The sequence below is a fragment of the Salinicoccus hispanicus genome, from assembly GCF_009831115.1.
GTDB classification, from domain to species: domain Bacteria; phylum Bacillota; class Bacilli; order Staphylococcales; family Salinicoccaceae; genus Salinicoccus; species Salinicoccus hispanicus.
Window position 1 is genome coordinate 878,548 of record NZ_WUUK01000001.1, and the last position, 23,796, is coordinate 902,343.

General features: G+C 44.0%; 26 protein-coding genes and 10 tRNA genes. 16 read left to right on the top strand and 20 right to left on the bottom strand.

Annotated elements, in window-relative coordinates:
- Positions 1-123: 123 nt before the first annotated feature.
- The 3 genes from GQ671_RS04420 to GQ671_RS04430 all read left to right on the top strand — a co-directional run bounded on the left by GQ671_RS04420 (position 124) and on the right by GQ671_RS04430 (position 2,073).
- Positions 124-831 carry a DUF5067 domain-containing protein gene (locus tag GQ671_RS04420; protein ID WP_160653246.1) on the top strand — a complete coding sequence of 236 codons (708 nt, stop codon included), beginning with the start codon at positions 124-126 and terminating at the stop codon, positions 829-831.
- Positions 832-910: 79 nt separating this feature from the next.
- Positions 911-1,684 carry a class I SAM-dependent methyltransferase gene (locus GQ671_RS04425; protein WP_160653249.1) on the top strand — a complete coding sequence of 258 codons (774 nt, stop codon included), beginning with the start codon at positions 911-913 and terminating at the stop codon, positions 1,682-1,684.
- A 62-nt stretch (positions 1,685-1,746) separates the two neighbouring features.
- Complete coding sequence (locus tag GQ671_RS04430; protein ID WP_160653252.1) at positions 1,747-2,073, top strand: four-helix bundle copper-binding protein; 327 nt, start codon at positions 1,747-1,749, stop codon at positions 2,071-2,073.
- Between the two features lie 186 nt (positions 2,074-2,259).
- Here the strand turns inward: GQ671_RS04430 and GQ671_RS04435 are convergent.
- The 8 genes from GQ671_RS04435 to GQ671_RS04470 form a co-directional block, all read right to left on the bottom strand.
- A tRNA-Ser gene (locus GQ671_RS04435) sits at positions 2,260-2,347 on the bottom strand.
- Positions 2,348-2,387: 40 nt separating this feature from the next.
- Positions 2,388-2,459 (bottom strand) — tRNA-Glu (locus tag GQ671_RS04440).
- A 1-nt stretch (position 2,460) separates the two neighbouring features.
- Positions 2,461-2,535: transfer RNA gene (locus tag GQ671_RS04445), tRNA-Asn, on the bottom strand.
- Positions 2,536-2,545: 10 nt separating this feature from the next.
- Positions 2,546-2,619: transfer RNA gene (locus GQ671_RS04450), tRNA-Gly, on the bottom strand.
- 16 nt (positions 2,620-2,635) lie between these two features.
- Positions 2,636-2,708 (bottom strand) — tRNA-His (locus GQ671_RS04455).
- Between the two features lie 12 nt (positions 2,709-2,720).
- Positions 2,721-2,793: transfer RNA gene (locus GQ671_RS04460), tRNA-Phe, on the bottom strand.
- Positions 2,794-2,821: 28 nt separating this feature from the next.
- Positions 2,822-2,897: transfer RNA gene (locus tag GQ671_RS04465), tRNA-Asp, on the bottom strand.
- Between the two features lie 15 nt (positions 2,898-2,912).
- Positions 2,913-2,986 (bottom strand) — tRNA-Met (locus GQ671_RS04470).
- A 180-nt stretch (positions 2,987-3,166) separates the two neighbouring features.
- Here GQ671_RS04470 and GQ671_RS04475 point away from each other — a divergent pair.
- Positions 3,167-4,708, top strand: a complete 1,542-nt coding sequence (locus GQ671_RS04475) for an FAD-dependent oxidoreductase (RefSeq protein WP_160653255.1) — start codon at positions 3,167-3,169, stop codon at positions 4,706-4,708.
- A 151-nt stretch (positions 4,709-4,859) separates the two neighbouring features.
- Here GQ671_RS04475 and GQ671_RS04480 read toward each other — a convergent pair whose 3' ends face one another.
- Positions 4,860-5,174, bottom strand: coding sequence for a winged helix-turn-helix transcriptional regulator (locus GQ671_RS04480; protein WP_160653258.1), 315 nt, complete (start codon positions 5,172-5,174; stop codon positions 4,860-4,862).
- A gap of 129 nt (positions 5,175-5,303) precedes the next feature.
- On the opposite strand from GQ671_RS04480, the gene GQ671_RS04485 reads away from it, so the two are divergent.
- The 7 genes from GQ671_RS04485 to GQ671_RS04515 all read left to right on the top strand — a co-directional run bounded on the left by GQ671_RS04485 (position 5,304) and on the right by GQ671_RS04515 (position 9,150).
- On the top strand, positions 5,304-6,155 hold the full coding sequence (locus tag GQ671_RS04485; RefSeq protein ID WP_160653261.1) for a VOC family protein: 852 nt from the start codon (positions 5,304-5,306) through the stop codon (positions 6,153-6,155).
- 107 nt (positions 6,156-6,262) lie between these two features.
- On the top strand, positions 6,263-6,745 hold the full coding sequence (locus GQ671_RS04490) for a hypothetical protein (protein WP_160653264.1): 483 nt from the start codon (positions 6,263-6,265) through the stop codon (positions 6,743-6,745).
- 252 nt (positions 6,746-6,997) lie between these two features.
- The gene (locus GQ671_RS04495) at positions 6,998-7,216 is read left to right on the top strand and encodes a hypothetical protein (protein ID WP_160653267.1); all 219 of its coding nucleotides are present in this window, start codon (positions 6,998-7,000) and stop codon (positions 7,214-7,216) included.
- A gap of 268 nt (positions 7,217-7,484) precedes the next feature.
- Complete coding sequence (locus GQ671_RS04500) at positions 7,485-7,739, top strand: hypothetical protein (RefSeq protein WP_160653271.1); 255 nt, start codon at positions 7,485-7,487, stop codon at positions 7,737-7,739.
- 137 nt (positions 7,740-7,876) lie between these two features.
- Positions 7,877-8,089, top strand: a complete 213-nt coding sequence (locus tag GQ671_RS04505; protein WP_160653274.1) for a hypothetical protein — start codon at positions 7,877-7,879, stop codon at positions 8,087-8,089.
- Positions 8,090-8,645: 556 nt separating this feature from the next.
- Positions 8,646-8,861: a hypothetical protein gene (locus tag GQ671_RS04510; RefSeq protein ID WP_160653277.1), complete on the top strand. Its 216-nt coding sequence runs from the start codon at positions 8,646-8,648 to the stop codon at positions 8,859-8,861.
- Complete coding sequence (locus GQ671_RS04515) at positions 8,818-9,150, top strand: hypothetical protein (protein WP_211364883.1); 333 nt, start codon at positions 8,818-8,820, stop codon at positions 9,148-9,150. The genes GQ671_RS04510 and GQ671_RS04515 overlap by 44 nt, the downstream gene beginning before the upstream one ends.
- Before the next feature lie 279 nt (positions 9,151-9,429).
- On the opposite strand, the gene GQ671_RS04520 is transcribed toward GQ671_RS04515, so the two are convergent.
- The 3 genes from GQ671_RS04520 to GQ671_RS04530 form a co-directional block, all read right to left on the bottom strand.
- Positions 9,430-9,516: transfer RNA gene (locus GQ671_RS04520), tRNA-Ser, on the bottom strand.
- A 1-nt stretch (position 9,517) separates the two neighbouring features.
- A tRNA-Asn gene (locus GQ671_RS04525) sits at positions 9,518-9,592 on the bottom strand.
- Between the two features lie 86 nt (positions 9,593-9,678).
- On the bottom strand, positions 9,679-10,275 hold the full coding sequence (locus GQ671_RS04530) for a competence protein ComK (protein ID WP_160653284.1): 597 nt from the start codon (positions 10,273-10,275) through the stop codon (positions 9,679-9,681).
- 207 nt (positions 10,276-10,482) lie between these two features.
- Between GQ671_RS04530 and GQ671_RS04535 the strand changes: the two genes are divergently transcribed.
- Entirely contained in the window at positions 10,483-10,707 is a 225-nt protein-coding gene (locus GQ671_RS04535; RefSeq protein WP_160653287.1) for an IDEAL domain-containing protein, read from the top strand.
- Between the two features lie 63 nt (positions 10,708-10,770).
- Here GQ671_RS04535 and GQ671_RS04540 read toward each other — a convergent pair whose 3' ends face one another.
- The 4 genes from GQ671_RS04540 to hemE form a co-directional block, all read right to left on the bottom strand.
- Entirely contained in the window at positions 10,771-11,760 is a 990-nt protein-coding gene (locus tag GQ671_RS04540) for a lipoate--protein ligase (protein ID WP_160653290.1), read from the bottom strand.
- 71 nt (positions 11,761-11,831) lie between these two features.
- Positions 11,832-13,199: a protoporphyrinogen oxidase gene (gene hemY / locus GQ671_RS04545; protein WP_160653574.1), complete on the bottom strand. Its 1,368-nt coding sequence runs from the start codon at positions 13,197-13,199 to the stop codon at positions 11,832-11,834.
- Between the two features lie 15 nt (positions 13,200-13,214).
- Complete coding sequence (hemH, locus tag GQ671_RS04550) at positions 13,215-14,132, bottom strand: ferrochelatase (protein ID WP_160653293.1); 918 nt, start codon at positions 14,130-14,132, stop codon at positions 13,215-13,217.
- Between the two features lie 5 nt (positions 14,133-14,137).
- Positions 14,138-15,163 carry a uroporphyrinogen decarboxylase gene (gene hemE / locus GQ671_RS04555; RefSeq protein WP_160653296.1) on the bottom strand — a complete coding sequence of 342 codons (1,026 nt, stop codon included), beginning with the start codon at positions 15,161-15,163 and terminating at the stop codon, positions 14,138-14,140.
- Positions 15,164-15,328: 165 nt separating this feature from the next.
- Here hemE and GQ671_RS04560 point away from each other — a divergent pair, with 165 nt between their 5' ends.
- On the top strand, positions 15,329-15,856 hold the full coding sequence (locus tag GQ671_RS04560) for a hypothetical protein (RefSeq protein WP_160653299.1): 528 nt from the start codon (positions 15,329-15,331) through the stop codon (positions 15,854-15,856).
- A gap of 13 nt (positions 15,857-15,869) precedes the next feature.
- Here the strand turns inward: GQ671_RS04560 and GQ671_RS04565 are convergent, their stop codons facing one another.
- Positions 15,870-17,072 (bottom strand): ABC transporter permease, encoded by a 1,203-nt coding sequence (locus GQ671_RS04565; protein WP_160653302.1) that lies wholly within the window; start codon positions 17,070-17,072, stop codon positions 15,870-15,872.
- Positions 17,065-17,805, bottom strand: a complete 741-nt coding sequence (locus GQ671_RS04570; protein WP_160653308.1) for an ABC transporter ATP-binding protein — start codon at positions 17,803-17,805, stop codon at positions 17,065-17,067. The genes GQ671_RS04565 and GQ671_RS04570 overlap by 8 nt, the downstream gene beginning before the upstream one ends.
- A gap of 85 nt (positions 17,806-17,890) precedes the next feature.
- Here GQ671_RS04570 and GQ671_RS04575 point away from each other — a divergent pair, with 85 nt between their 5' ends.
- The 3 genes from GQ671_RS04575 (at position 17,891) to GQ671_RS04585 (ending at position 19,868) form a co-directional block, all read left to right on the top strand.
- The gene (locus tag GQ671_RS04575) at positions 17,891-18,319 is read left to right on the top strand and encodes an HIT family protein (RefSeq protein WP_160653311.1); all 429 of its coding nucleotides are present in this window, start codon (positions 17,891-17,893) and stop codon (positions 18,317-18,319) included.
- A gap of 49 nt (positions 18,320-18,368) precedes the next feature.
- Positions 18,369-18,725: a YtxH domain-containing protein gene (locus GQ671_RS04580; protein ID WP_160653315.1), complete on the top strand. Its 357-nt coding sequence runs from the start codon at positions 18,369-18,371 to the stop codon at positions 18,723-18,725.
- A gap of 93 nt (positions 18,726-18,818) precedes the next feature.
- Positions 18,819-19,868 (top strand): foldase protein PrsA, encoded by a 1,050-nt coding sequence (locus tag GQ671_RS04585; protein WP_160653318.1) that lies wholly within the window; start codon positions 18,819-18,821, stop codon positions 19,866-19,868.
- Between the two features lie 44 nt (positions 19,869-19,912).
- On the opposite strand, the gene yhaM is transcribed toward GQ671_RS04585, so the two are convergent.
- Complete coding sequence (yhaM, locus tag GQ671_RS04590) at positions 19,913-20,854, bottom strand: 3'-5' exoribonuclease YhaM (RefSeq protein WP_160653321.1); 942 nt, start codon at positions 20,852-20,854, stop codon at positions 19,913-19,915.
- A gap of 10 nt (positions 20,855-20,864) precedes the next feature.
- Positions 20,865-23,792: an ATP-binding protein gene (locus GQ671_RS04595; RefSeq protein ID WP_160653323.1), complete on the bottom strand. Its 2,928-nt coding sequence runs from the start codon at positions 23,790-23,792 to the stop codon at positions 20,865-20,867.
- Positions 23,793-23,796: the final 4 nt, after the last annotated feature.

Sequence of the window (23,796 nt, forward strand, 5' to 3'; positions counted from 1 at the left end):
TGGTACCTCCATTATACAGCAAAAAAGAAAAAAATCGATTATTTCAAGAATCGTAATAATATTGATTATTCGTGAAATTATATTATAATTAACATGTATCTATAATTTTAGGGGGAAATTTGTATGAGTCTAAGAAAATACCTGCTTGCAGGCGGGCTTTCATCAGCTCTGCTTTTGGGAGCATGTAATGGAAATGGTGATTCCGAAGAGGAATCTACTGATGAAGAGACTACTGAAGAAGAAACAGTAGAGGGAGAGTCGACTGAAGAAGAGACAACCGAGGAAGAATCTACCGATGGTTCGACTGAATCGGACGAAGTTGCATTTTCAGGGGAATATGGCGACTATAGTATAACTGAATTCGGTCAGTACACTATGGAACCAGAAGCTTCCGAAGAAGAGGAAGAGACAGAAGAAGGTGCCGAAGAGGCAGGACCGACTGAGCTTGTAACAATTGAATTTGAATTCACAAATAATTCCGATGTTGCAACTTCTCCTCAGGAAGCGTTTGGTCTCGACCTTGCAGTAAGACAGATCATGGAGGGTGGAGAAACAACACTAGAAAACCTGACAATGGATCTCCCTGAAGACTTCGAAAAGAGCGAGGAAGCTGCTGCATCATCTGAACGGATCGATTCCGGCGAAACAGTAACTGCTCTCGTTGCCTATGGTCCAGTCGATACTGAACTCGAAACTGTACTTCAGAGCCGGGAAAATCCAATGGCTGAAGAAGAAATCGAACCACTTGATCATACGATTGAAATGAGTGGATCCGAAAGTACAGAAGAAGAGACTACGGAAGAAGAAACTACAGAAGACTCCGAGGAGTAGTCTGACAGACTCTGATGTAGCATCAAAAAAGATGACCCTGGCCACTGCGGCCAGGGTCATCTTGATTAAGGAGCAGCCCATGATAGTAACAACAGGCGGAAGAACTGACAGCAGCACAATCGAATACGCCAGAAAAATTGCAGGTTCATATGGATGCACATACGTCGAACGCAATAAAAAATCGATTAGTATGCTTAAAAGTATACATCGCCAGGATATTACTGTGGTGAGCAGAAAAGGTATTTCCGTCACCCCTCTTGATGAGGAAACCTCAATGTCCTTCCACCCGAATATGGCCATGGTCCGTGCCCGGAGGCTCCTGAACAATGAAGAAGATGCCTTCATTTCAGCAGCAGAACTGGAACCGGGCATGCGCCTGCTCGACTGCACGATGGGACTTGCTTCGGATAGCATCATCGCAAGCCTGGTGACAGGCAGTAGCGGCGAGGTCACCGCAGTGGAAGCAGACCCCCTGCTCCACATGGTTGTTTCAGAAGGATTAAAGATCTATGAGTCGAGTATTGATGAGATGAATGAAGCCATGCGCAGAATCACTACCATCCATAGTGACCATCATTCCTATTTGAAGACACTCCCCGATGATGCATTTGACGTCGTTTACTTCGATCCGATGTTCCATGAAAGCATTGAAGCGTCCAATGGGATTCAGAGCATCCATTCACAGGCGCATCAGGCGGAACTGACAAAAGAGATCATCGACGAAGCACGGCGCGTCGCTGCAAGACGTATCGTACTGAAGGACCATTTTAAGAGCAGTCGATTCAGCCAATTGGGGTTCAGCCAGCTGAAAAGAAGGACCAGCCTGTTCCACTACGGCTACATGGATGTTTAGTTCGAACCATAATGGGAATCAGAAATGTATATGAGTCAAAATATATCTAGGAGTGATTATTTATGGCACACGAACAGCACCAGCAACTGATCAGCACTTTACACGAATGCATGGCAGCCTGCAACCACTGCTTCGACGCCTGCCTGAAAGAAGAAGACGTTAAAATGATGGCGGAATGCATCCGCCTGGACAGAGAATGTGCAGACATATGCAATTATCTCGAACAGGCAATTGCGAGAAACTCCCCCTTCGTCAAAGAGCTCGCCCACGTATGTGCAACCATCTGTGAAGCTTGCGGTAAAGAATGTGAAAAGCATGACCATGACCACTGCCAGAAATGTGCTGAAGCATGCTTCAAATGCGCAGAAGCATGCAGAAACGTAGCGTAATATACTGATGTCAGTACGAGAGGAGATTGTATTCAATCTCCTCTCTTTTCATTTTATATATGTTCTCTTAAATAAAATGATATATATATAGGGTGTCATTCTAAAGATTTTTGCTCATCTCCACGTAAAAAGAGACGTTCAAGTTTTAGCACTTGAACGTCTCTTTAATATATTAATAAAATGTAACGGACAGTGAGGGATTCGAACCCTCGATACGGGGTTGCCGTATACACGCGTTCCAGGCGTGCGCCTTAAGCCGCTCGGCCAACTGTCCATGATTTAAAACAGAAGTGAGCTGGCTCACTTCTGAGGTATGACCCGTACGGGACTCGAACCCGTGTTACCGCCGTGAAAGGGCGGTGTCTTAACCGCTTGACCAACGGGCCATGGCTCCACAGGTAGGACTCGAACCTACGACCGATCGGTTAACAGCCGATAGCTCTACCACTGAGCTACTGTGGAATCATAAAAATGGAGCGGGTGATCGGAATCGAACCGACGACATCAGCTTGGAAGGCTGGGGTTATACCATTTAACTACACCCGCATTTAATTAAAATAAGGGCGGCTGATGGGGCTCGAACCCACGCATGCCGGAACCACAATCCGGTGTGTTAACCACTTCACCACAACCGCCACAATAATAAATGGTTCAGGACGGAATCGAACCGCCGACACTGTGAGCTTCAATCACATGCTCTACCGACTGAGCTACTGAACCTAATTTGTAAATATGTAATAATCAAAAATGGCGGTCCCGACGGGAATCGAACCCGCGATCTCCTGCGTGACAGGCAGGCATGTTAACCGCTACACCACGGGACCTTTTATGTAAAAAAATTGCGGGAGGTGGATTTGAACCACCGACCTCCGGGTTATGAGCCCGACGAGCTTCCAGACTGCTCTATCCCGCGCTAATATTATTTGCGTCTTTTTCAACGCCTGATATATATACTATACTTTCCGGCATACATTTTCAAGCGCTTTTGCTGATTTTATTGCGTAAAATTTACACTTTCATTAATTTTATAGTTTTTAAGTATACTTATTACATTTGGGGTAAAGGAGATAAACAACTCAAGGAGGATTGCTTAATGAGTGAATTCAAACACGACAATATTTCCATATGGTCCGATACTGTAGAACTTCCTTCCTACCCAAAACTTGAAAATGATATTGAAACCGAGGTTCTTGTCGTCGGGGCCGGCATAACCGGTCTGATGAACGCCTACCAGCTTGCCATGAAAGGCTACAAAGTCACTGTCATTGATACAGATTATATACTCGGTGGCACAACCGCCAACACGACAGCACGCATCATGGCCCAGCAGGGACTGCTCTACAGTCAGATCATGAAGCAGAAAGATAAGGAAACGGCACGCCTCTACTATGATTCCCAGATGGATGCTATTGATGAAATGGAGGCTATCGGCAAAAAGCACAATATAGATGGTGACTTCAGGAGAGTTGATGGTGTCATATATGTCGAGGAGGAAGCGTCAGTCAGTGCGCTTGAAAAGGAAGCTGAAGCCTATCAGGAACTCGGCATAGATGGTACTCTATTGAAGAAAGAACTGGATTTTCCTTTTGAAACCTCAGCTGAACTCGTTATGCGCAATCAGGCGGAATTCCATCCCCTCAAGTATTTGAAGGGCATCCTGGAAGTGCTCGAGGAAAAAGGTGTCAAGATATATGAACATACACGGGGGAAATCTCTGGATGGGGATACTTTGACAACGAATGACGGGGACAATATATACTTCAAGCAACTCATCATTGCTACCCACTTCCCCTTCCTTGACTACCAAGGGTTCTATTTCAACAGCTTCAAGATTAATCGATCCTATGGTCTGGTGGTCACCACTTCCACACCCCCGCCTGAAAACGTATCTCTTAGCGGCCACGATGGACCAAGTCTGACGACAAGGCATATAATGGGTGCAGATAATGAACTGCCCACCCTCCTTTTCGGTGGTATGGGACACATGTCCTACATGGAAAAGGATATGATCGATCAGCTTGAAAAGCTGAGACTCTATGCCGACCAGAAGACCAGCAACCACGAACGCCTCTATGCATACAGAGCACAGGATCTGATGACGGCAGATTCAATGCCATTCATCGGGTATTTTGATAAGGACCACGATAACAGATTTGTAGCAGCCGGGTTCAACAAGTACGGCATGACAAATGGCGTGCTCTCCTCCATGATCATCTCCGATCTGATTGAAGGAAAGGATAACCGCTATCATGATATCGTCAGCCCTCAAAGAAGCAAAGGTGTATTCCAGCAGCTTAAACAGCACGCAACGACACCAATGGAAAGTATGAGTATCGAAACGAAGAATATGCTGAAGAACTATCCGAGTGCTGATGAAGTGGACCTTTCAGCCGGTGAAGGCGCAGTCGTAAGGGATGGAATGATGAAGAAAGGCCTTTATAGGGATGAGAACAGCAATGAGTACTACGTCGTCGACAACCGCTGTACACACATGGGATGCAGCCTCAGCTGGAACCAGCCCGACAAGACATGGGACTGTCCTTGCCACGGTTCCCGCTTCAACTTCAAGGGCAATGTGATTGAAGGACCAGCAACCACCGACCTTGATGTCGAGGTGAAAAAAACGAATGACTAGTCCTGTCTCTCCCTGGTGATATAATCTAGGAAATCCTCTACCGATACTGAAATCCGGACCAAACAGATAGCGGGTGGGATCTTTTAAAGATCCCACCCGCTATCACTCTATTATAAGCAAAGGTATTCCGGTCTAAGGACCGGTCTACTCTCTAGTCGATTTTGACCCATTCCTCTGCCCATTTTTCAATATCTCTTAACACCGGTTCGAGAGAACGCCCTCTTTCTGTTAGAGAATACTCTATAACTACAGGCGTCTCCGGATAGACATCCCTTTTTATGAGATCTTCCTGTTCCATATCTTTAAGTCTGTCGGAAAGTACTTTGCCGCTTATACCAATTGCAGCCTGTATTTCACCAAAACGCTGAGGTGCCTCGAGCATCTGATAGATGACCAGTGCCGTCCATCTCTGGCTCAGCATCGTCACAGCCTTTTCAAACTTTGGACAAAGAATTGATTTTTTCAAAATATATCACATCCTTACATGCATATTGTATCACATTTCACTACTATACATAAAGATACTTTTTTACTTTACATATCGTTATTACTAATATATAGTTTGTTACAAATGATTAACGATAAGGAGAAAAAAATGACTTTCCATACACCACCTGCAATATATGTTTCCCACGTGAAAATAAATGTATCGGATATGGAATCCGCACTCGCCTTCTATACCCGCCTGCTCGGTTTTTCAATACTTGAGCAGAATGACAGGGAAGTCCATCTGACAGCAGATGGGAAGACCTGCTTTCTTACATTGAATGTACCGGATCACCCCGTTGAAAAGAAGAAGACGACCGGTCTGTACCATTTTGCAATACTGCTGTCCGAAAGATCGGACTTGGCAGCACTAGTCATCCACCTCGCCAGGAATAATGTCGCATTGGGTGCTGCCGACCATAGCGTGAGTGAGGCCATCTATCTGAACGATCCGGATGGAAATGGAATTGAAGTCTACGTTGACCGCCCTTCTGAGACCTGGCTTTGGCGCGGAGACAATGTGCAGATGACTACGGAACCACTTGATTTCGAAGAGATGTCGAAGACACTTCGGCCTGATCAGAAGTGGGAGAAGATGCCGGAGTCTGCAATCATGGGACATCTTCATCTCCATGTTTCCGATTTGTCTCCGGCCGTTATCTTCTACACCACAGGCCTTGGTCTTGAGATTGTCAGCGAATTCATGGGCAGTGCGGTCTTCATGTCGACCAGTCGATACCACCATCATGTCGCTGTCAATGCATGGAATGGCACCGGCGTACCACAGCCTGAACCAGGAAGTGTCGGTCTTGATACCTTCACCTTGGCCTACCCTGATCAGGACGCACTCGATGCCGCTGTGAAGCGTCTCAGTAGCCTGGGGTATGATGTTTCCGATGAAGATCACTCGATGATCTCGGTGGATCCTTCAGGCAACAAAGTAAAGATGGTTACCCGCTGAATATGAATAGATTGAACAGTACCCTGCAAATTCATATTGCAGGGTTTTTAGTTTGATTTTTCATCTGAAGGGAATAACCATCTATCTAATAATGGAGGTCATTACACATGTATAAAAATCAATACAAACCATTCAAAACGATTGAAGATGCAAAAATCTATCTCGAGAACTACATCGACCTGAAAAACTATACTGTCATTTCCAAAACTGACCTGTCGGAACTTAAAAACGATTTCTCGGATATCAACATCATCGATCAGCACTCGGACAACGCCGATCGTGATATAGAAAAACTGGATTACGATGAAGGCAGCAGAAAAGATCTGATGACACATTATGAAAACGGTGCAATCATCATCTTCGAAGGTCTGAACACGGAAGACACAGACTCCCCTGAGATGGACGCTGTAGGAGAAAAATCCACTAATGTAGTTCCCAGGGATGAGTATGACACCGAAGTGTTGGATGTAAACAGCGGTGAAAGAACCATGGTGAGTGTAGAAGATAACAATCCTGACATGATAACGGAAGATGAAGAGGAATACTTCAAGAAGCATGATGATGAAGAGGAGCAATTTATCAATAGGTAAGCGAACTGGTTCTCTTTTCAATACGCTAGGGATTATATTTATCTAAAAGGGAGGATTAAAACCTCCCCTTTTTATTTCCTGATTCTATTGACATTTCCTCCGGTATGAGTCTATCCTACGTCTGCACAATTTTAAGCTGTATTTTCGAATGGCTTAATGTATTTATTGCAAGTAAGTTCAATAATCGAGATGCCTGATGCAATTAATATCTAATATGATGATTTAAATACTGTTTGAAAGCATGGTGTATTTATGAGAAAAATGAAACAATGGCAAAGGGGAGACTATTACGTTCAAGAAATCCAAGATAAAAGAGACATTCACGAATTCAACGTAATATTGAATAATGAAGTGATTGTAACTATAATGCCAGATGATATAACTGAAATGAACGAAACGATTCGTAAGTTGGATGAGAACGAATCCATGATTAATGTAAAAGATAAGAATGGAGAGAGTTTCAACCTATGACATTCACTTCTTAATCATGATATAATCGTGAAATCGTTTAGAATCTTTAATATGGCTGGTGTAGTAATCCCGATCAAGTAAAGCATGTGAGATTAACTTCTTGTTAGGAATAGAAACCACAATACTTGCCTGTTAAAAATCAACGAACTACAATCACGTTTGATACCATTCAACAATAAAAAGCAGAAAACTGGAAACTCAGTGAACATATATAGGTATGGCACTGCACAATAAAAGGATGTGTATTGATACTTTAGGAGATGAAAGCATGACAGAACCATTGGACCACCAATCAACAGGATATTTTGTTGAAGAGTACGAATCTGTCGAAAAATTGTTGTGTGAACGGGGATGGACACTGGAAGAATGTCTTGAAAGAATCAATGATCCACAACATATCATTAAGGATTTTCCTGTCGTTGTCTATGAGAATCCAGATCTCTCGATATTTAAACTAGGATATTTAGAAGAAGGACTGACACCCTTGAACGTACTCGATGGTTTAAAAAGAAGTATCATTTAAAAACGAACTTGATGTTCGTTTTTTTATTTTTCTAGTCTTTTTGTCGTGTGGGTGATATTAATTGAAGTCTATAAATCAAAAAAATTTTCTGCAACATTCAGGGGTATGCTATTATCAATAACTTAGGGGGATATAATATGGCTTCATTTAAAGAAAGAGCGAATCACTCAAGGTACACAAAAATTTTAGGATCGATCTTTGTTCTACCTATCATTGCCCTGTTGGGATTTCTTGACGTCATCCCAGTATCGACTGAAGTAGCCTGGATTGCTCTAGCTGCTTTTGCAGTTGGGGTCGTTGTCCTTATTGTAAAGTTCAAAGGGAAAAATCCTGCTGACCAAATGGATTGAATCCATTCTTAAGATGCATGAGGGGTATGCATTAAAAATAGTTACCTTGATGCATTAATCAAGTATGTAGTGATACTACCCGCTTGTAAACAGAAGAATACAATAAATTCAGATATACTGAAGATATCAATGTTCAGTCCGGAACTTCAAACCGCTAGCGAAGGCAGGCCGCCTCTCCTGTTCATGCCTATCAATCTCCTCTTTAGGCACGAACAGGGTATCTTCGCAGACCAAAAGTGGATTGCACTTTTTGGTTCTCAATCACGCACCCAATGTTTTGTACCATTCGCCACAGTAACAAATTGCTGACACATGATCATCGCACTCCCCTTAGCGAGCATTACAATCCAGCAGCCCCATTGGTTTCTTTCTATGAGATTGAAACGCCGTCACCATCCACCTGAAAAGAATACTCAGATGCACGATATCATTGAATTTTTAAATAAAACAAACGTATTGAGTAACAGAGAAAAATCGAAGTAAATAAGATTGAACTGCAAGTGTTTTCTTTTTCCCGTGCTATAATGGGTATAGGCTGTTTCCAGGAGGATTAATAATGGTCGATAAAAGCATAGAAATGCAATATAAGATCAATGAAGTCAGAGAGAAATATGCTGCTTTAATTGACTATGAAGAAGTCAAATTAACAGCCCCCAATCTCGCAGAAAACAAACGCGAAAAATTAGCGATGGACATTATACAGTTAGAAAAGGCAGAGGTGCTCGAAATTGAGCGAATATATAATAGATATAACCATGCTCACAAACGGTAGATGCATCCATATAGAGGAGATCAGAGAGATGCACAATAAAGAAGAGATCGAAGGAATCGGAACAGGATACTTCGTTGAAAGATATGACTCGTTTGAGAAATTATTATGCGAGCGTGGCTGGACACTCGAAGAATATATAGAACGGATTAACGATTCAAGTCATAGACTGATTCAAAACCTGCCTGTCATTGTTTATGAGAATCCTGAACTTTCACTTTTTAAAGTAGGATACCTTGAAGAAGATGCGACTCCAATGAAAGTTCTTGATACATTGAAAGGAACCATATAGTTTTTATCAGCGGACTCTGTGTCCGCTTTTTTTATACACTTTTAAATGGACACCAAGACTGCAAAAAGGATGCATCCCATGCTGAAATAACTACACTAGAGAATATATTAGAAGCATATGATCTTTCGAATCAAAAAATAATTGAAGTTATAAACAACTAAAAGATACTTGAAAGCGTATGCTTCAAGGTTTACAGAGGACGCTTGGGGTCAATATGGGGCCAAAAAGGGGACAGACAAAATAAAAACCCAGTAACCACGGGGGTTACTGGGTTTGTAGCGGAGATGGAGGGATTTGAACCCTCGCGCCGCAGAACGACCTACACCCTTAGCAGGGGCGCCTCTTCAGCCACTTGAGTACATCTCCATGGCTCCACAGGTAGGACTCGAACCTACGACCGATCGGTTAACAGCCGATAGCTCTACCACTGAGCTACTGTGGAACAATGTTATTTTTCAATCGAACATTTACAATTATAACAATTCCACACGTTTTTTCAACCGTTATTTAACATTTTTTAATTTAAATTTACACCCTGTCCCTGATTTGCAGCCCATTTATGTAGTTGATGTACGAATGATAGATGGATTCATTGATCTGGGCGACTTCTCCCCTGCCCGCCATGGGGTACTGAAAGTGCATATTCATCTCTTTCTTTTGATACTTTTCCTTCTGCTGGTTGAATTTATAATGAAGTTTCAGTGCATTCAGATACTGGTTATTGAAAGAAGCGTAGGATATATCGATGATCCGCTCTTCATTATTTGAAAACTGCACACGTGTCATCCCTTCGTCATTCGAATAGGATTGAATGTGCTTGATATTGAACCAGTTGTTCTCACTGACCCTGTCGGAATGTGTGCAGAAGTAGATGTATGATCCAAACAGGTCGACTATGATCGGCACTTTGCTTGTGATGCCGGTAAGCGTTTTACTCAAGTCCTTACGCGCTGCATAGTTCTGTGAATGGTTTCTACAGTTACGTTCAATCAGCTTATTCGGTGTAAGCCTGCAGTCGATGCCTTCCCCATATGCTTCCCCAACTCTGCTTTCAATGTAGCTCCCGTTAACGACCGGCACAATGTACATCGTTTCCTCATGTATCTGATAATGTAATCTGTTCATCATGATCCCCTTTTTCAAATATTCCAACATCTTCATGATATCACATAAGTTTATAAATGTTAACTAAATATAATAATGATGTTAAATATTTACTTCATGTAGTAAAATTACAATAATAAATAATCTAAATATTCAAAACTTAGTTTGACCAAACCTATTTCGTGTTATATAATTTGTAACAACCAAATGATGAAGGGGGATTTAGGGATGAATAAACAAGTATACCCGGTTAACCAGTTGCGTGTCTTCATCAATACAATCAACGACCTGTCCGCTGAACTGCTGCTCCAGGAAGCTATGGATGACTACAATCGCAATAGATACAATGAAAAGATTGAAGAGGCACTCATAGAGAAGGATCAGGAGAAGTTCATGACCTATACATCACTGCTGAAGGAATTGACAAATGAAGATGAAGACGACGCTCAATAGACAAGAAAAAAGCTGACTTTCAATTTGTACAATGTACATATTATTGAGAGCCAGCTTATTTTTTTATGCGATGAGATTTAAAAACTCTTCCCGTGTAATTCTGCCTAGATAGAAACTGATATCCAGATCGTCAAGCGCACGATCGATTGCTTCCTTGTTATGCTCTACACCGACAAGCTTCTCTTCAATGACATCCACTTCCCCTACTCCGAAGAAATCACCGAAAATTTTAGCCTGTTCAATTCTGCCTTTTCTGACATCCAATCTGACATCCAGCAGACCTGCATCGAACTTGTGGGAAGCGTTGAAGTTGTACTTCGGATTTCTGCCGTAGTTCCAGTCCCATGTCTGATACTTTTCCTCGGCCAGCTTTCTGATCTTTTCCCAATCTTCTTCTGTCAGTACATATTCTTCGATATTGTCTTTGCCGTTAAAAATATACTCTAGAATCTTCTCTTTGAATACCTCGATATCAAGTTTATCTTCCATATAATCATTGATATTGGCAACTCGGGATCGGACTGATTTTATACCTTTTGATTCGATTTTCTTAGGGTTCACCTTCAAGGCATTCTGCACTTCGGAAATATCACTATCAAGCATGAGTGTGCCATGCGAGAACATCCTGCCCTTCAGGCTGAACATTGCGTTGCCGGAAACTTTCTTGCCGTCGATCTCAAGGTCGTTTCTGCCGGAAAGCTCTGCGTCTACTCCCATATCCTGCAGTACATCAACAATCGGCTGGGTGAACTTTCTGAAGTTGTGGAAACTTTCACCATCATCTTCAGTGATGAAGCTGAAATTCAAGTTACCTTCATCGTGATAGACTGCACCGCCTCCGGATACGCGGCGAACGACTTTAATACCATTCTCCTGGATATATGACTCATTGATCTCCTCGATGGTATTCTGATTCTTGCCGATGATGATTGATGGCTGATTGACATAGAATAGGAAATACGAATCATCTGTCGGAATTTCTCGCAGTACGTATTCCTCCATGGCCAGATTGATCATCGGATCTGTAATATTGTTGTTTGATATGAACTTCATTGAATCTGCCTCCTTAAGAAAATGCCCTGATATTATACATGATAACATCCAGGGCATTTCTTGCCATCTTATTAGTCCAGTGATTCCACCGCTTCTTTTGCCTGCCTGATGCAGTCCGGCAGTCCGACACCGCTATGGGAAGCGCCTGTCAGCACCACTCCCGGATAATGTTCAGCCATATAGTCATGAATACCGCTGATCATTTCCTTATGCCCTACCTTGTACTGTGGCATGGAGTGCTTCAGTCTGGTCACGATTGTGAATTCCGGTTCTCCGTTGATTGTCATTACATTATCGAGATCCTTGCGTGCCAGACGCACAATATCTTCATCATCCTTCTCATCGACGATGTAGTCGCCGGGACGACCGACATATGCTCTCAGCAATGTCTTGCCCTGTGGCGCGGCATGCGCCCACTTCTTGTTCGTCCATGTACATGCAGTGATGGCAGTATCCATTTTTCTGCTGACTACAAACCCTGTCCCATCGATATCATTCTCCACCTGCTGGTCTTCAAACGCCATGACAACTGTCGCCACGCTTGTCGCTTTCATATGCTTGAAGTATTCGAACGGCAGGTCTTGGAACCATCTCTTATACTGGAAATGAGGCGTCGTCACAATGATGTTGTCATAGGATTTTGCTTCTCCATTGACTTGCATCGTGTAGCCTGAACCATCCCGTGCAATCGATTCAACATCATGTTCAAAGAAAGTGGAGACTCCGTTTTCTTCTATGAAAAAAAGCAGCTCGTCAATAAAGGACTGGAGTCCATGCTTGAACTGCAGAAATTGGCCCTGCTTCTTGCCTTCAGTTTTAGGAGCATTCTTTTTCTGATTGTACATCCCTTTGATCAGGCTGCCATGTGTCTCTTCCATTTCCTTGAAGTTCGGGAATGTAGACATCAGACTCAGCTCATCGATATTAGTGGCGTATATTCCTGATAACAGTGGTTCAATGACATTTTCGAGCATTTCGTCGCCAACTCTATTTCTAAAAAACCTGCCGACAGATATATCAGTATATATCGGCAGCGGCTTCTTCAGGAAATCAAACCCTGTTCTCAGTTTGGCACGGGCTGACACGAGGTCTGTCGTCAGAAATGGGGCCAGCTCGGTCGGTATACCGAGCACTGCACCTTTTGGCATTGACGACAGCTTGTTATTTACATAGATATATGAAGTGCCCGTCTGATTGCGGACAAGATCATCACCAAGGCCGATCTCTTCAGCCAGTTCAGTCATTATCTGCTTTCTGGCCAGATACGATTCAGGACCGAGCTCGATTGTATATCCATCCTGACGGTGGGTTCTGATCTTTCCGCCCGCCCGATCGCTCTTTTCGAAAAGATCCACTTCAACATCATCATGCTTCGACAAATAATGTGCCGCCGACAATCCTGTAATACCGGCACCTATAACTGCTACTTTTCTCACTATAATCAGCCTTCTTTACTACAGTTTATTGATTTCGTTGATCATCGCCTGGATGTAGCGCTCGTCGGTATTCGGCATCTTCGGTCTATGATAGCCGGCACCGACTTCATCACATACATCCTTGCATTCCACATCATTATCGAAAAGGACTTCCAGGTGTTCACAGACGAAGCCTACAGGAAGATAGACGAAATGCTTGTATCCGTGTTCTTCATGCAGTGCTTTTGTCAGATCCTGTACATCCGGCCCGAGCCATGGATCCGGCGTATTGCCTTCCGACTGCCAGCCGACATGGACATTCTTAAGGTCAGCACTGTTCTTGATGAGTGCTGCCGTCTCTTCGAGCTGGTCCGGATACGGATCGTTCTGCTCCTTGATCTTTTCTGGCAGACTGTGTGCACTGATAACGATGGCTGTATCTGCCAGTTCGGATTCAGGCACTTCTTCAAGTGAGGATTTGACCGCTTCTGTCCAGAAGTCGATGAATGGCTGCTGGTGATAGTAGGACTCAACAGATTTGATTGAGATGCCGTACTTTTCAGCTTCTTCCCGAGCCCTCTTATTATAGGAGCCGACAGAAAAGTTGGAGTAGTGCGGTGCAAGTACTACAGATACCGCTTCTGTAATTCCATGATCATGCATGGATTCCACAGCTTCTTCAATGAATGGATCGATGTGCTTGAGACCGATGAAAAGTTCATACTCTACTTGATCCTGAGAGTCATTCAACTGACGGTGAAGCGCTTCTGCCTGTCTTTTTGTCGTATCAGCCAGTGGAGAGATGCCACCGATTGCCTCATAGCGATCCTTCAGATCCTGCAGCGCTTCCTCCGATGGTTTTCTGCCACGACGGATATGAGTGTAGTATGGCTCAATATCCTCTTCTTTGTACGGGGTGCCATATGCCATTACCAGCAAACCTTTTTTCTGTTTCATTTCAATCACTGTCCTTTACTGTATTCATGTACAAATGTTGTGAGTTTCTTCAGTGTTTCGGGATCGACTTCAGGGAATACGCCGTGGCCCAGATTGAATATGTGCCCGTTATTTCCACCCTGGTCTAGAATAGCCTTTGTTTGTTTCTCAATGACATTCCAATCCGCAAGCAAAAGTGCAGGATCGAGATTGCCCTGGAGCGCCTTCTTTATGCCGGCAGCTCTCGCCTGATCGATTGAAGTTCTCCAGTCGAGTCCGATGACGTCGGTCTCGAGACTGTCCCACTCGTTAAGCAGGTGGGAGGCACCGATGCCGAAGATGATGACCGGGGTACCCGTCTCCTTGACACTGCTGACAATCCTTTTCATTGCAGGTGAGAGATAGTATGCATAGTCTTCGCTGTTCAGTGCCCCGCCCCATGAATCGAAGATCTGGATCATGCTTGCGCCCGACTCGATCTGCGCTCTAAGATAGCGGATGTTCATATCGGCAAGCTTGTCCATCAGCTTGAACCATGTTTCCGGCTGGTTGTACATGAGCTGCTTCGTCTTATGATAATTTTTTGAAGGACCACCTTCTATCATGTAGCTTGCGACTGTAAAAGGTGCGCCACAGAAGCCGATAAGTGGCACATTGAGCTTTTCCTTCGTCAGAATTTCGATGGTTTTATAAATATAGTCGAGATCTTTATAGGGATCGAGTTCCCCGAGTTTCTCCACGTCTTTGATGTCGCGGATCGGATTCTGTATGACCGGCCCGACCCCAGGTTTGATGTCGACATCTATACCGATGGGTGCCAGAGGAGAAACGATATCTTTATATAGCACGGCCGCATCCACATTATAGTTTTCAACGGGTGTCGCAGTAAGATACGCGGTCAGTTCCGGCTGGCGGGTAATTTCCAGCAGGGAATACTTTTCTTTGACTTTGTTATACTCCGGCTGACTGCGTCCGACCTGTCTCATGAACCAGACAGGCGTATAATCCGTCTTTTCTCCTTTAGCTGCTTTAATTATCGTATCATTGAACACAGTTTTTTCCTCCAATTTTTATATATCCATCAATATTCTAACACACTGATGATAATTATTATTAATTAGTACATGAATGTCAAAAATTCGATTTATTTTTTTCAGGTTTATCTCCATCTGTATTAAGGGTATAGTCGAAATAAGACTATTTATGAGGTGAACGTAATGATACTACACGTGACAACAGGAACAATTACCTACATGCAGAATCTCAAAGCAAAACATGCGGACGTCAATCTTGCAGCCATGGGGCAGGATGCCGTTCTTTATTACGAAAATGACAGTAGCGACAGTATCTTCAGCTCAAGGCAATCCTATGAAATTGACAATACATCCGGAGAACTGCAGGAGGATAGACCCACCTCCATCCATTTCATTCCGGTCCCTGGAAACAGAAAGGAACCGATGTACGGTCACCTCGCGGATATCAATGAGATCATGGAAAATACAAACGGCGTCATGTCATACCGTATCGGGGAGTCACTGTCGGAAGATGGATTCATCGTACTCATCCAATGGGCAAGAACTTCGACATACAATGATTTCAAGCAGACGAACAGCTACAAGAATTATCTCACCGCCGAAGCACTTGGCAAGTACCGGACGGCGGAGTCACTATTCCATAAGTCGGTCTCTTCAAAACTCTATCTGCCACTGAAAGACAATGAAGCCGACACTGAAGACGAATTTTAAGCGACTGATATGATCAGTCGCTTAATTCTTTTTCTTTTTTATATACAGTTCTGCTCAAGCTTCTGTTGATGATGTAGCCCCATAACGGAAACAGTGCAATAAGGAAGAAATATTCATAATGGATTCCGAGGAATATAAGGCTGAAAAGAATGCTGATTGCAAGAACAAGCTTATGCGAATAGACTACATAGCTTCTCTGGATGAATCCACGATCCACCGGCCAGACTTTCGGCCACAGCAGATAGGCCTGGGCTGTATAGATCTGGGACATCTGAAGTACAATGATATAGATGCCGAACAGCACAATGATGATGGAGAGATAAAGATTGCCGATCCAGACCATGACAATGCCGAACAGCAGAATCAGCCGTAGTATGATCATCGGCAGATCATGACTTCGTGCAAACGTTCTGTAGAATAGGTACTCATACATTTTTTCCTTGCTGAAGGCACGGCCTTTAGGCTGCCACAGGAAAGGATCCAGGTATTTTCTTCTTTTGAACTGCTTGTCGATATGGCTGACATTGGTAAACAGGGCAACATTCCGGTAATAGCTGTTGAGCTTTGATGTCTCATAGTCTATCATGGCGTTCCAGTCAAGGCGTGGGTGGCTTCTGTGCCTGGCATATACAAGCCCACCGCAGTACACTAGACTAGCAGGCAGCAGCCATAATGGACTTTGCAGAATCAGCAATAGGAAAATAAAGCTCACACCGATGAGACTTGCGAGCATCACTGGATTCGACAAGCTGGAGTTTATGACAGCCTTCTTGATATGGAAGTTCAGTATATAGAAGATGATGGCTCCGGCGATGAAAGAGACGATTTCAGCCAGGCTATGCCCCACTGTCAGAAGAAACACAGCAATAGCGCCGCCAACAAGCGGCTTGATGATGCCGAGAGTCAATGAGTATCTATCGGCAGCCGACAGGTACTTGCCGAACTTCGCCTCATAGGGCAGCAGAAAAATGCCGTCCGCCTCTTTCAGCAATGTCCGGTAGGTCGGAATGAGCAGGGTGCTGACCAGAAATGCAGCAATTACATCCAGCCATGCGGACGGTTCGAGGGTCTCCAGCAGACTGAGCAGGGAATAGAGGAAGAATCCGGCTGTAATCGTCAGAAAGATAAGGAAATGACTGTTGAATATGAATTTCCCATAATAGCTTCTTCTCGCTATGTCCTCATTCATCCTGCCTCTGAATAGTTGATCAGACATCCGCAATGCCGCCCCCTGTTATTCTCAAGTACACTTCATCCAGAGTGGCACCGGGCATATTGAATTCCAACCGCAGTGATTCCAGGCTCCCAAGAGCAATCAGACGGCCCTCATCTATGATTGCGAAACGGTCGCAGTATCTTTCCGCTGTCGCGAGGATATGCGTACTCATCAGTATCGAACGCCCTTTATGCTTCTCTTCAACCATCAGATTTATGAGGGACTCTATACCGAGCGGATCCAGCCCAAGAAACGGTTCATCTATGATATATAAGTTTGGATGCGACAGGAATGCACATATCAGCATCACTTTCTGCTTCATCCCTTTTGAGAAATGTGTTGGAAACATATCCACTTTCGTCTCCAGCCTGAATATTTCAAGCAGACGCCCTGAACGTTCCAGTGCAGTGCCTTCATCTATGCCATATGCCATTGCAGTCATCTGGATATGCTCTCTAAGCGTCAGTTCCTCATAGAGCACCGGGGATTCCGGAATGTAGGCAAGCTGTCTGCGGTAGGCTTCTATATCCGTTTCGGCGGTCAAGCCCCCTACTTTGATTTCACCAGAGTGTGGTCTCAGAAGCCCCAGTATATGCTTGATGGTGGTACTCTTTCCGGCACCGTTCAGACCGATGAGTCCGACAATCTCACCCTCCTCTATATTGAAGGAGATATCCTGTATTACCGGTGTCTTCGAATAGCCACCCGTCAGTTGATTTATTTGAAGTACCATATTCGACTTCCTTTTAATTAATATATATTATTTGTATACTTATACTAAACAAATATATCACAACTGAACAATGGAGGTACAACGAATGAGCAAAACTATTTTTGAACAGATTGCAGCTGGTGAAATTCCTGCCAACATCGTCTACGAAGATGAAGTCTGCATTGCATTCACGGACGCTTTCCCACTATCGAAAGGACATACGCTCGTCGTGCCGAGACAGCCGGTGGAAAATATCTACGACCTGGATGAAGAAACAGGCGCCCACCTGATGAAAGTCATCACAAAAGTCGCCAACGCCATCAGAAGTGCTTTTTCGCCGGATGGTCTCAACGTAGTACAGAATAATGGCTCCTATGCATCCCAATCCGTATTCCACATCCATTTCCACCTGATTCCACGGTACAAGGAGGAGTATGATGGATTCGGCTATCAGTGGGAACAGGATCCGAATAAACGGACAGATGAGGAAAAATCCGAAATAGAAAACACTATACGCACCCATTTGAATGCTTAACTCTTCAGGAGTCAGGGTATGTGTAAGAAAAAAAGGACGTGACACTACTATGAAATTCAAAAATATTGCGATCGGTTTTCTCGTAGGTGCAACCGGCGGAACTCTGATTGCAGTACTGAACGCACCAAAGTCCGGAAGTGAACTGCAGTCTTCATTGAAATCTAATTCGGGAAATCTTAAAACACAGATGGACCAGCTTAAAATAGAAGCAAATGAAGTGAAATCATCATTCCTGAAAACCAAGCATGAATCCCAGGAAGTGTTCAATACACTCGGTGACGAAATCAAAGCGATGATCAGCAACTACCAGGCCGACATCAACCCGAATATAGAACATATAAAAGGCGATGTGGAGAATCTCCAGAACAGAGCTGAAGAAGTTCAAGATACGTTCACAAAAAAATAGTGCTCAGGAAGTGGCGGTTGTACAATCATTTGTACGCCGCCACTTTATTGTGCTATATTAATTTCTGTAGCCATAATTAAAGGAGATTTGCAGATGAAGAAGAAATTAGCGCCGATCGTCGTAGGCCTTGGACTTGTAGGGCTTGCCGGCTGTGGGAATGACAACAGCAGCGATAATGCAGCAGAGAATGAAAACGAATTCGGCAACGTACTCGCTACCAGTGATGCTGGCGATGTCACGACCGACGATATACTTAATGAACTTGGAACCGATAATATTGCGAACCGTACATTCCAGCTGACATTGGATAGTATACTGCAGGATAAATACTCTGAAGCAGTCGACCGCGAAGAAATCGAAACCCAGATCAATGAGGAGATTGAAGCAATGGGCGGAGAGGAACAGTTCGCCATGGTACTTCAGCAGCAGCAGCCGGGTATGACTGTCGAAACCTACAAGGAGCAGCGTATCAATAATGCATACCACGATGCGTTCTTCGCCGAGAAATTTGAAGTGACAGATGAAGAAGCAATGGAATCCGTACGGGAAGCGTCACATATCCTTATCCAGACTTCTGATGAAGAAGATGGGCTGAGTGATTCAGAAGCGAAAGAAAAAGCGGAGTCCCTGCTCCAGGAAATAAATGATGGAAGAGACTTCGGGGAAGTTGCCACCGAGGAATCTGATGATACAGGCAGTGCCCAGAATAATGGTGAACTCGGCTATGTACAGCAGGGCCAGATGGTAGAACCATTTGAAAATGCTCTGTTTGAACTTGAAAAAGGTGAAGTATCCGACGTTGTGGAGTCTGAATTCGGATACCATATCATCAAGAGGCATGAGGAAGAAAATATAGACGAAGAACTGGATACGATCAAACCTCAGATTGTCTCCCAGAAAATCCAGGAGAATCAGGAACAGGTTCTCGGATTCTATAGCGACCTGCTCGAAGAATACAATGCAGAGTTTGAAAATGAAGACATCCGTACGTATATTGAAGAAACATACTTGAATGCAGACAGCGAAGCATCCACTGAAGAAGGTTCTGCCGAAGAGTCGACAGAGGAAGCCTCTTCTGAAGAAGCGACGACTGAAGAAGCTTCTACTGAGGAGTCCACTGAGGAAACTTCATCTGAAGAATAAAAAAAGAACGCGGGACATATATATGTCCCGCGTTCTTTGTCGTTCTAGTCGAGCGTTTCCGGCCGATAGAAGAAACGGTTCTCAAGCGGGAAAACCCGCTCTGTAAACTGTCCTTTTTCGGCCTTTTCCACATGCTTGTCCATCATCATCATACGTGCATCGATATTGTCGATAAAATGCAGAATTTCTGCTTCTTTCAGCATCGGCGGCTTCGGAGACCCGTATTCGAGCTTGCCGTGGTGGCTCAGTATCATATGCTTGAGCAGCATGACTTCTTCGCCGTCGATGTTCATGTCTTCCGCCACTCTGGAAATTTCTTCACTGGCAATGACAATATGCCCAATTAGATTTCCTTCAACCGTATACGTCGTCCCCACCGGTCCTGACAGCTCTTTGACTTTTCCAATATCATGAAGGATGATACTGCTGTAGAGCAGACTCCGATTCAAGGATGGATAGATGTCACATAATGCTTCTGCAGTTCTCAGCATATAGTGTACATGATAGGCAAGACCGGAGACGAAATCATGATGATTCGTCATGGCTGCCGGAAAACTCAGGAATTCTTTCCTATACTTACTCAAAATCTGTCGTACAATCCGCTGCAGGCTGCCGTTTTCTATCTTTATTACATAGTCCATGATGCTTTCATACAAAGTATCTTCATCAATCGGCGCCTTTTCCACAAAATCTTTAGGATTCAGGTCATCCGCTTCAGTGGCTGTTCTGAATGCAGCGATCTTCATCTGCTTCTTATTCCGATAGTCGATGACGTCCCCTTTGACCTTGATGAGTGTCTCCGGTTGCAGGACCTCCATGTCTTCACGGGAGACCGACCATAGCTTCGCTTCGATATCACCTGTACGATCCTGAAGGAAAAGTGTCATATACGGCTTGCCCTGGGATGTGACACCTTGCTGGCTCCTCTTTATCAGGTAGAATGATTCAACCGTATCGCCTGGTTTCAATTTGGATATACTATTCAAATTCAGCACCTCATTTTACTCTTTCTTTAAGTTTGACCGTCTGGGAGGAAGAAATGGCATTGTCCAGGTTGCATGTAAAGTACAGCACCTGATCCTTAACTTCACTGCGCAGATAGTCCATGATAATTTTTTTGCGCTCCTTGTCGAAATGGACGAAAGCATCGTCGATGATGAGCGGCAGCTGATAGTACCCTTTCAATGCCTTGATCAGGCTGAGTCTCAGGCTGATATAGAGCATCTCCTTGGTCGACTGTGACAGTTCAAGCGGATGGAAAAGCTGTCCATTGACATGTCTTACCTTGATGCCGTCCTCATCATAGATGACGTTGATATAGCGTCCCCGTGTCACTTTCTCGAAAATGCTCCGCGCTTCCTCGATGACTACAGGCAGTCTTTCATCCTTGATTGCCTTGATATGTGTTTCTATAAGGATCCGGATATAGTTCAGGGACATGTATTCCTGTGACAGGTTCTGGATGAAAGTCTTCTTCATTTCAAACTGGTGATTGACCTCACTCAGCTTGCCGTCGCTCTCCAGGTTGCTGATTTCAGAATTCAATTCTGCAAGGATTTTCTGTTCATCCTGGACCTTCTGGTTGAACTCTTCTATCTGTCCTGAAATGTTATCTTCCTCTTCCTTCAGATCAGCAAGAAGGAATTTCGACAGTTCATTCCTCGTATCATAATCGAAATGCTCCTCTTCAAGCTTTTCACTCAGTTCCCTGAATCGTTCAATGTTGCTGTGGTATTCCTGATACTTCCTAGCGAAATAATAGTACTCTTCTTCATCCTCTGCATCAACATAGTCGAAGAGCTGGACAATCTCCGCACTGCCTGCACTATTCCTTTCGGAAAGTACTTTGATTTCATTCTCAAGCAGGCCGATCTGATCTTTGAGTCTATTATGGTGGTTTTCATCCTTGTACATTTTTGAAACCATGCTTTTAATATCGTAGAAAATGGTACTGTCATCATAATGGATATCGAACTTCAGGAGCTCGTCTTTGACTGATCTTTTAAATTCCTTCAGCTCGCGATTGATATTTTCCATTTCCACATTGTGCCTGTTGATCTGATTTCTCTTCTGCTTGATCTCCCTGATGGTATGAATGGCATCGACAATGGTCTTGTTCTCGATATCCGGATTCACTTTCAGATCCTGCTTGATTGCGGCAAGGTCAGTATTCAGTGAATCATGATTGGTTTCCTTCAGTGCCAGCGTTTCCTTCATTTCTTCCAATCTGACATTGGAAGAAATTCTCTTTGTCTTCTGTGTCTTCAGATCCATCTTCAGATCCCTGGCATCATTGAGGTCGAAATCAACATTATTGTTTCTTTTTATTGTTTCAATGACCGCCTTGAGTTCCTTGACTTCGTCTTCATAGTCGTTCCTCAAGGAATCATCTTCCTTCTGGTTCGTCAAAACAAGAAGCAGCATTGTGACGGCACCGATTGCTGCAAAGATGCCACCCATCAGCCAATTTGAATTGAAGAGATAGAATATGCCGGTAATGAGTGCGATGATGCTGATACCGATGATGAGTCCCGACTGTCCCCGCTTGATCCGGTTGCGTTCTTTCTTTTCCCGCTCATAGTCCTTTTCGATGAGCCTGAACATCTTTTCCTTCTCTTTCAGCTCGAACTCCCGATCAGTCACTTCCTTCTTGATGCGGATGCGATCATCGCTGATCTGCTCTTCTTCAAGACGTTCTATATCATGATTCAACTGTTTGACATCCGACTTCAGGTGGTCGATCTCCCGCACAAGGAACTGCTCCTCAAGAGCGACCTCATCAATTTTTGAGAGTACTGTCTGGACAGACTCCTTGACGATGTTCGAATCATCCACTTCATGGTGTTCTTGATTCCAGCCGATATCACGTCTGAGTTGCAGAATTTCTTCCTCCAGTGTTTCAATTGCTGAAGTGAGCCGTGCGTATTCAAGATTCTTCTGCTTGATATCCGGCTCCTTCTTCTGGATGCTTTCCAAATAGGACAATTGGGTCTTATCCGGCAATAGGATGCCTGCCATCTCGTTTTTCAGCACTTTGAGCTTCTCTGACCTGAGCGCGATATCCTGTTTGGTCTGCTGGACCTGGTTTTTCAAAGCTTCATAGCGTTCCAGGCCCTGCTCAGGAAAGATGACGGGATCTATATTCAGCTTGTCCTCAAGTGATTTCCACTCTTTGATGTCCTTATGATACATGACTTCCTTCATCTTCTGCTTGCGCACCGTATCCAGCTGATACAGTGCATTCTTCTTGGCATTGAGACTTTCTTCAGTCTTGATTCTTTCATTGACCAGATGCTTATACTGCTCCTCGGTCTGTTCCAATACTTTGATTCTGCTGGTGATATCAGACATCTCTTCCATTTCCCTATTCAGTTCCGGATTGACGCCATTCTTCTTGTATATGGATTTCATTTCGTTATCGATGGCGCTGAGCATCTCATCATATTCATGGGAGCCGAGTGCACCGGCACGGAGCAGATATTCCTGCAGCTTATCTTCGGTCATGTTCTTATGGATGTCCTGAAGACCGAGTACATCAAATGAGAATATTGAGCGGTACGTCTTCTTGTCGATGAAGTTCAGCTTCTTGATCAGCCAGTCCTCACCTCTCACCGTACCATCATTGAAGTAGACCTTCACATCTCCCTGTACCTTGCCTTTGATACGCTCGATTTCGATGGGACCATCCTCATCCGGGAACTCCACGGTAATCTTGCCGCCATACAGATTATGCATGCGTGGTTCCCTTCTCGGTTCCTGCTCCTTACGTGTCGGAAAACCGAACAGGATCGAATGGATAAATGACTGCATTGTTGATTTTCCGGCTTCGTTTTCTCCGAAAAATTGGATGAAATGCTGATTTGTGTTTATTTCCGTTTCCGTAATCTTTCCATAGCCATATATATTCAGTCCAATAATTTTCATATAT

Coding starts and splice junctions, on each gene's coding strand:
- GQ671_RS04420 (WP_160653246.1), top strand. CDS start 124: ATGAGTCTAAGAAAATACCTGCTTGCAGGCGGGCTTTCATCAGCTCTG.
- GQ671_RS04425 (WP_160653249.1), top strand. CDS start 911: ATGATAGTAACAACAGGCGGAAGAACTGACAGCAGCACAATCGAATAC.
- GQ671_RS04430 (WP_160653252.1), top strand. CDS start 1,747: ATGGCACACGAACAGCACCAGCAACTGATCAGCACTTTACACGAATGC.
- GQ671_RS04475 (WP_160653255.1), top strand. CDS start 3,167: ATGAGTGAATTCAAACACGACAATATTTCCATATGGTCCGATACTGTA.
- GQ671_RS04485 (WP_160653261.1), top strand. CDS start 5,304: ATGACTTTCCATACACCACCTGCAATATATGTTTCCCACGTGAAAATA.
- GQ671_RS04490 (WP_160653264.1), top strand. CDS start 6,263: ATGTATAAAAATCAATACAAACCATTCAAAACGATTGAAGATGCAAAA.
- GQ671_RS04495 (WP_160653267.1), top strand. CDS start 6,998: ATGAGAAAAATGAAACAATGGCAAAGGGGAGACTATTACGTTCAAGAA.
- GQ671_RS04500 (WP_160653271.1), top strand. CDS start 7,485: ATGACAGAACCATTGGACCACCAATCAACAGGATATTTTGTTGAAGAG.
- GQ671_RS04505 (WP_160653274.1), top strand. CDS start 7,877: ATGGCTTCATTTAAAGAAAGAGCGAATCACTCAAGGTACACAAAAATT.
- GQ671_RS04510 (WP_160653277.1), top strand. CDS start 8,646: ATGGTCGATAAAAGCATAGAAATGCAATATAAGATCAATGAAGTCAGA.
- GQ671_RS04530 (WP_160653284.1), bottom strand. CDS start 10,275: ATGAACAGATTACATTATCAGATACATGAGGAAACGATGTACATTGTG.
- GQ671_RS04535 (WP_160653287.1), top strand. CDS start 10,483: ATGAATAAACAAGTATACCCGGTTAACCAGTTGCGTGTCTTCATCAAT.
- GQ671_RS04540 (WP_160653290.1), bottom strand. CDS start 11,760: ATGAAGTTCATATCAAACAACAATATTACAGATCCGATGATCAATCTG.
- hemH (WP_160653293.1), bottom strand. CDS start 14,132: ATGAAACAGAAAAAAGGTTTGCTGGTAATGGCATATGGCACCCCGTAC.
- GQ671_RS04560 (WP_160653299.1), top strand. CDS start 15,329: ATGATACTACACGTGACAACAGGAACAATTACCTACATGCAGAATCTC.
- GQ671_RS04565 (WP_160653302.1), bottom strand. CDS start 17,072: ATGTCTGATCAACTATTCAGAGGCAGGATGAATGAGGACATAGCGAGA.
- GQ671_RS04570 (WP_160653308.1), bottom strand. CDS start 17,805: ATGGTACTTCAAATAAATCAACTGACGGGTGGCTATTCGAAGACACCG.
- GQ671_RS04575 (WP_160653311.1), top strand. CDS start 17,891: ATGAGCAAAACTATTTTTGAACAGATTGCAGCTGGTGAAATTCCTGCC.
- GQ671_RS04580 (WP_160653315.1), top strand. CDS start 18,369: ATGAAATTCAAAAATATTGCGATCGGTTTTCTCGTAGGTGCAACCGGC.
- GQ671_RS04585 (WP_160653318.1), top strand. CDS start 18,819: ATGAAGAAGAAATTAGCGCCGATCGTCGTAGGCCTTGGACTTGTAGGG.
- GQ671_RS04595 (WP_160653323.1), bottom strand. CDS start 23,792: ATGAAAATTATTGGACTGAATATATATGGCTATGGAAAGATTACGGAA.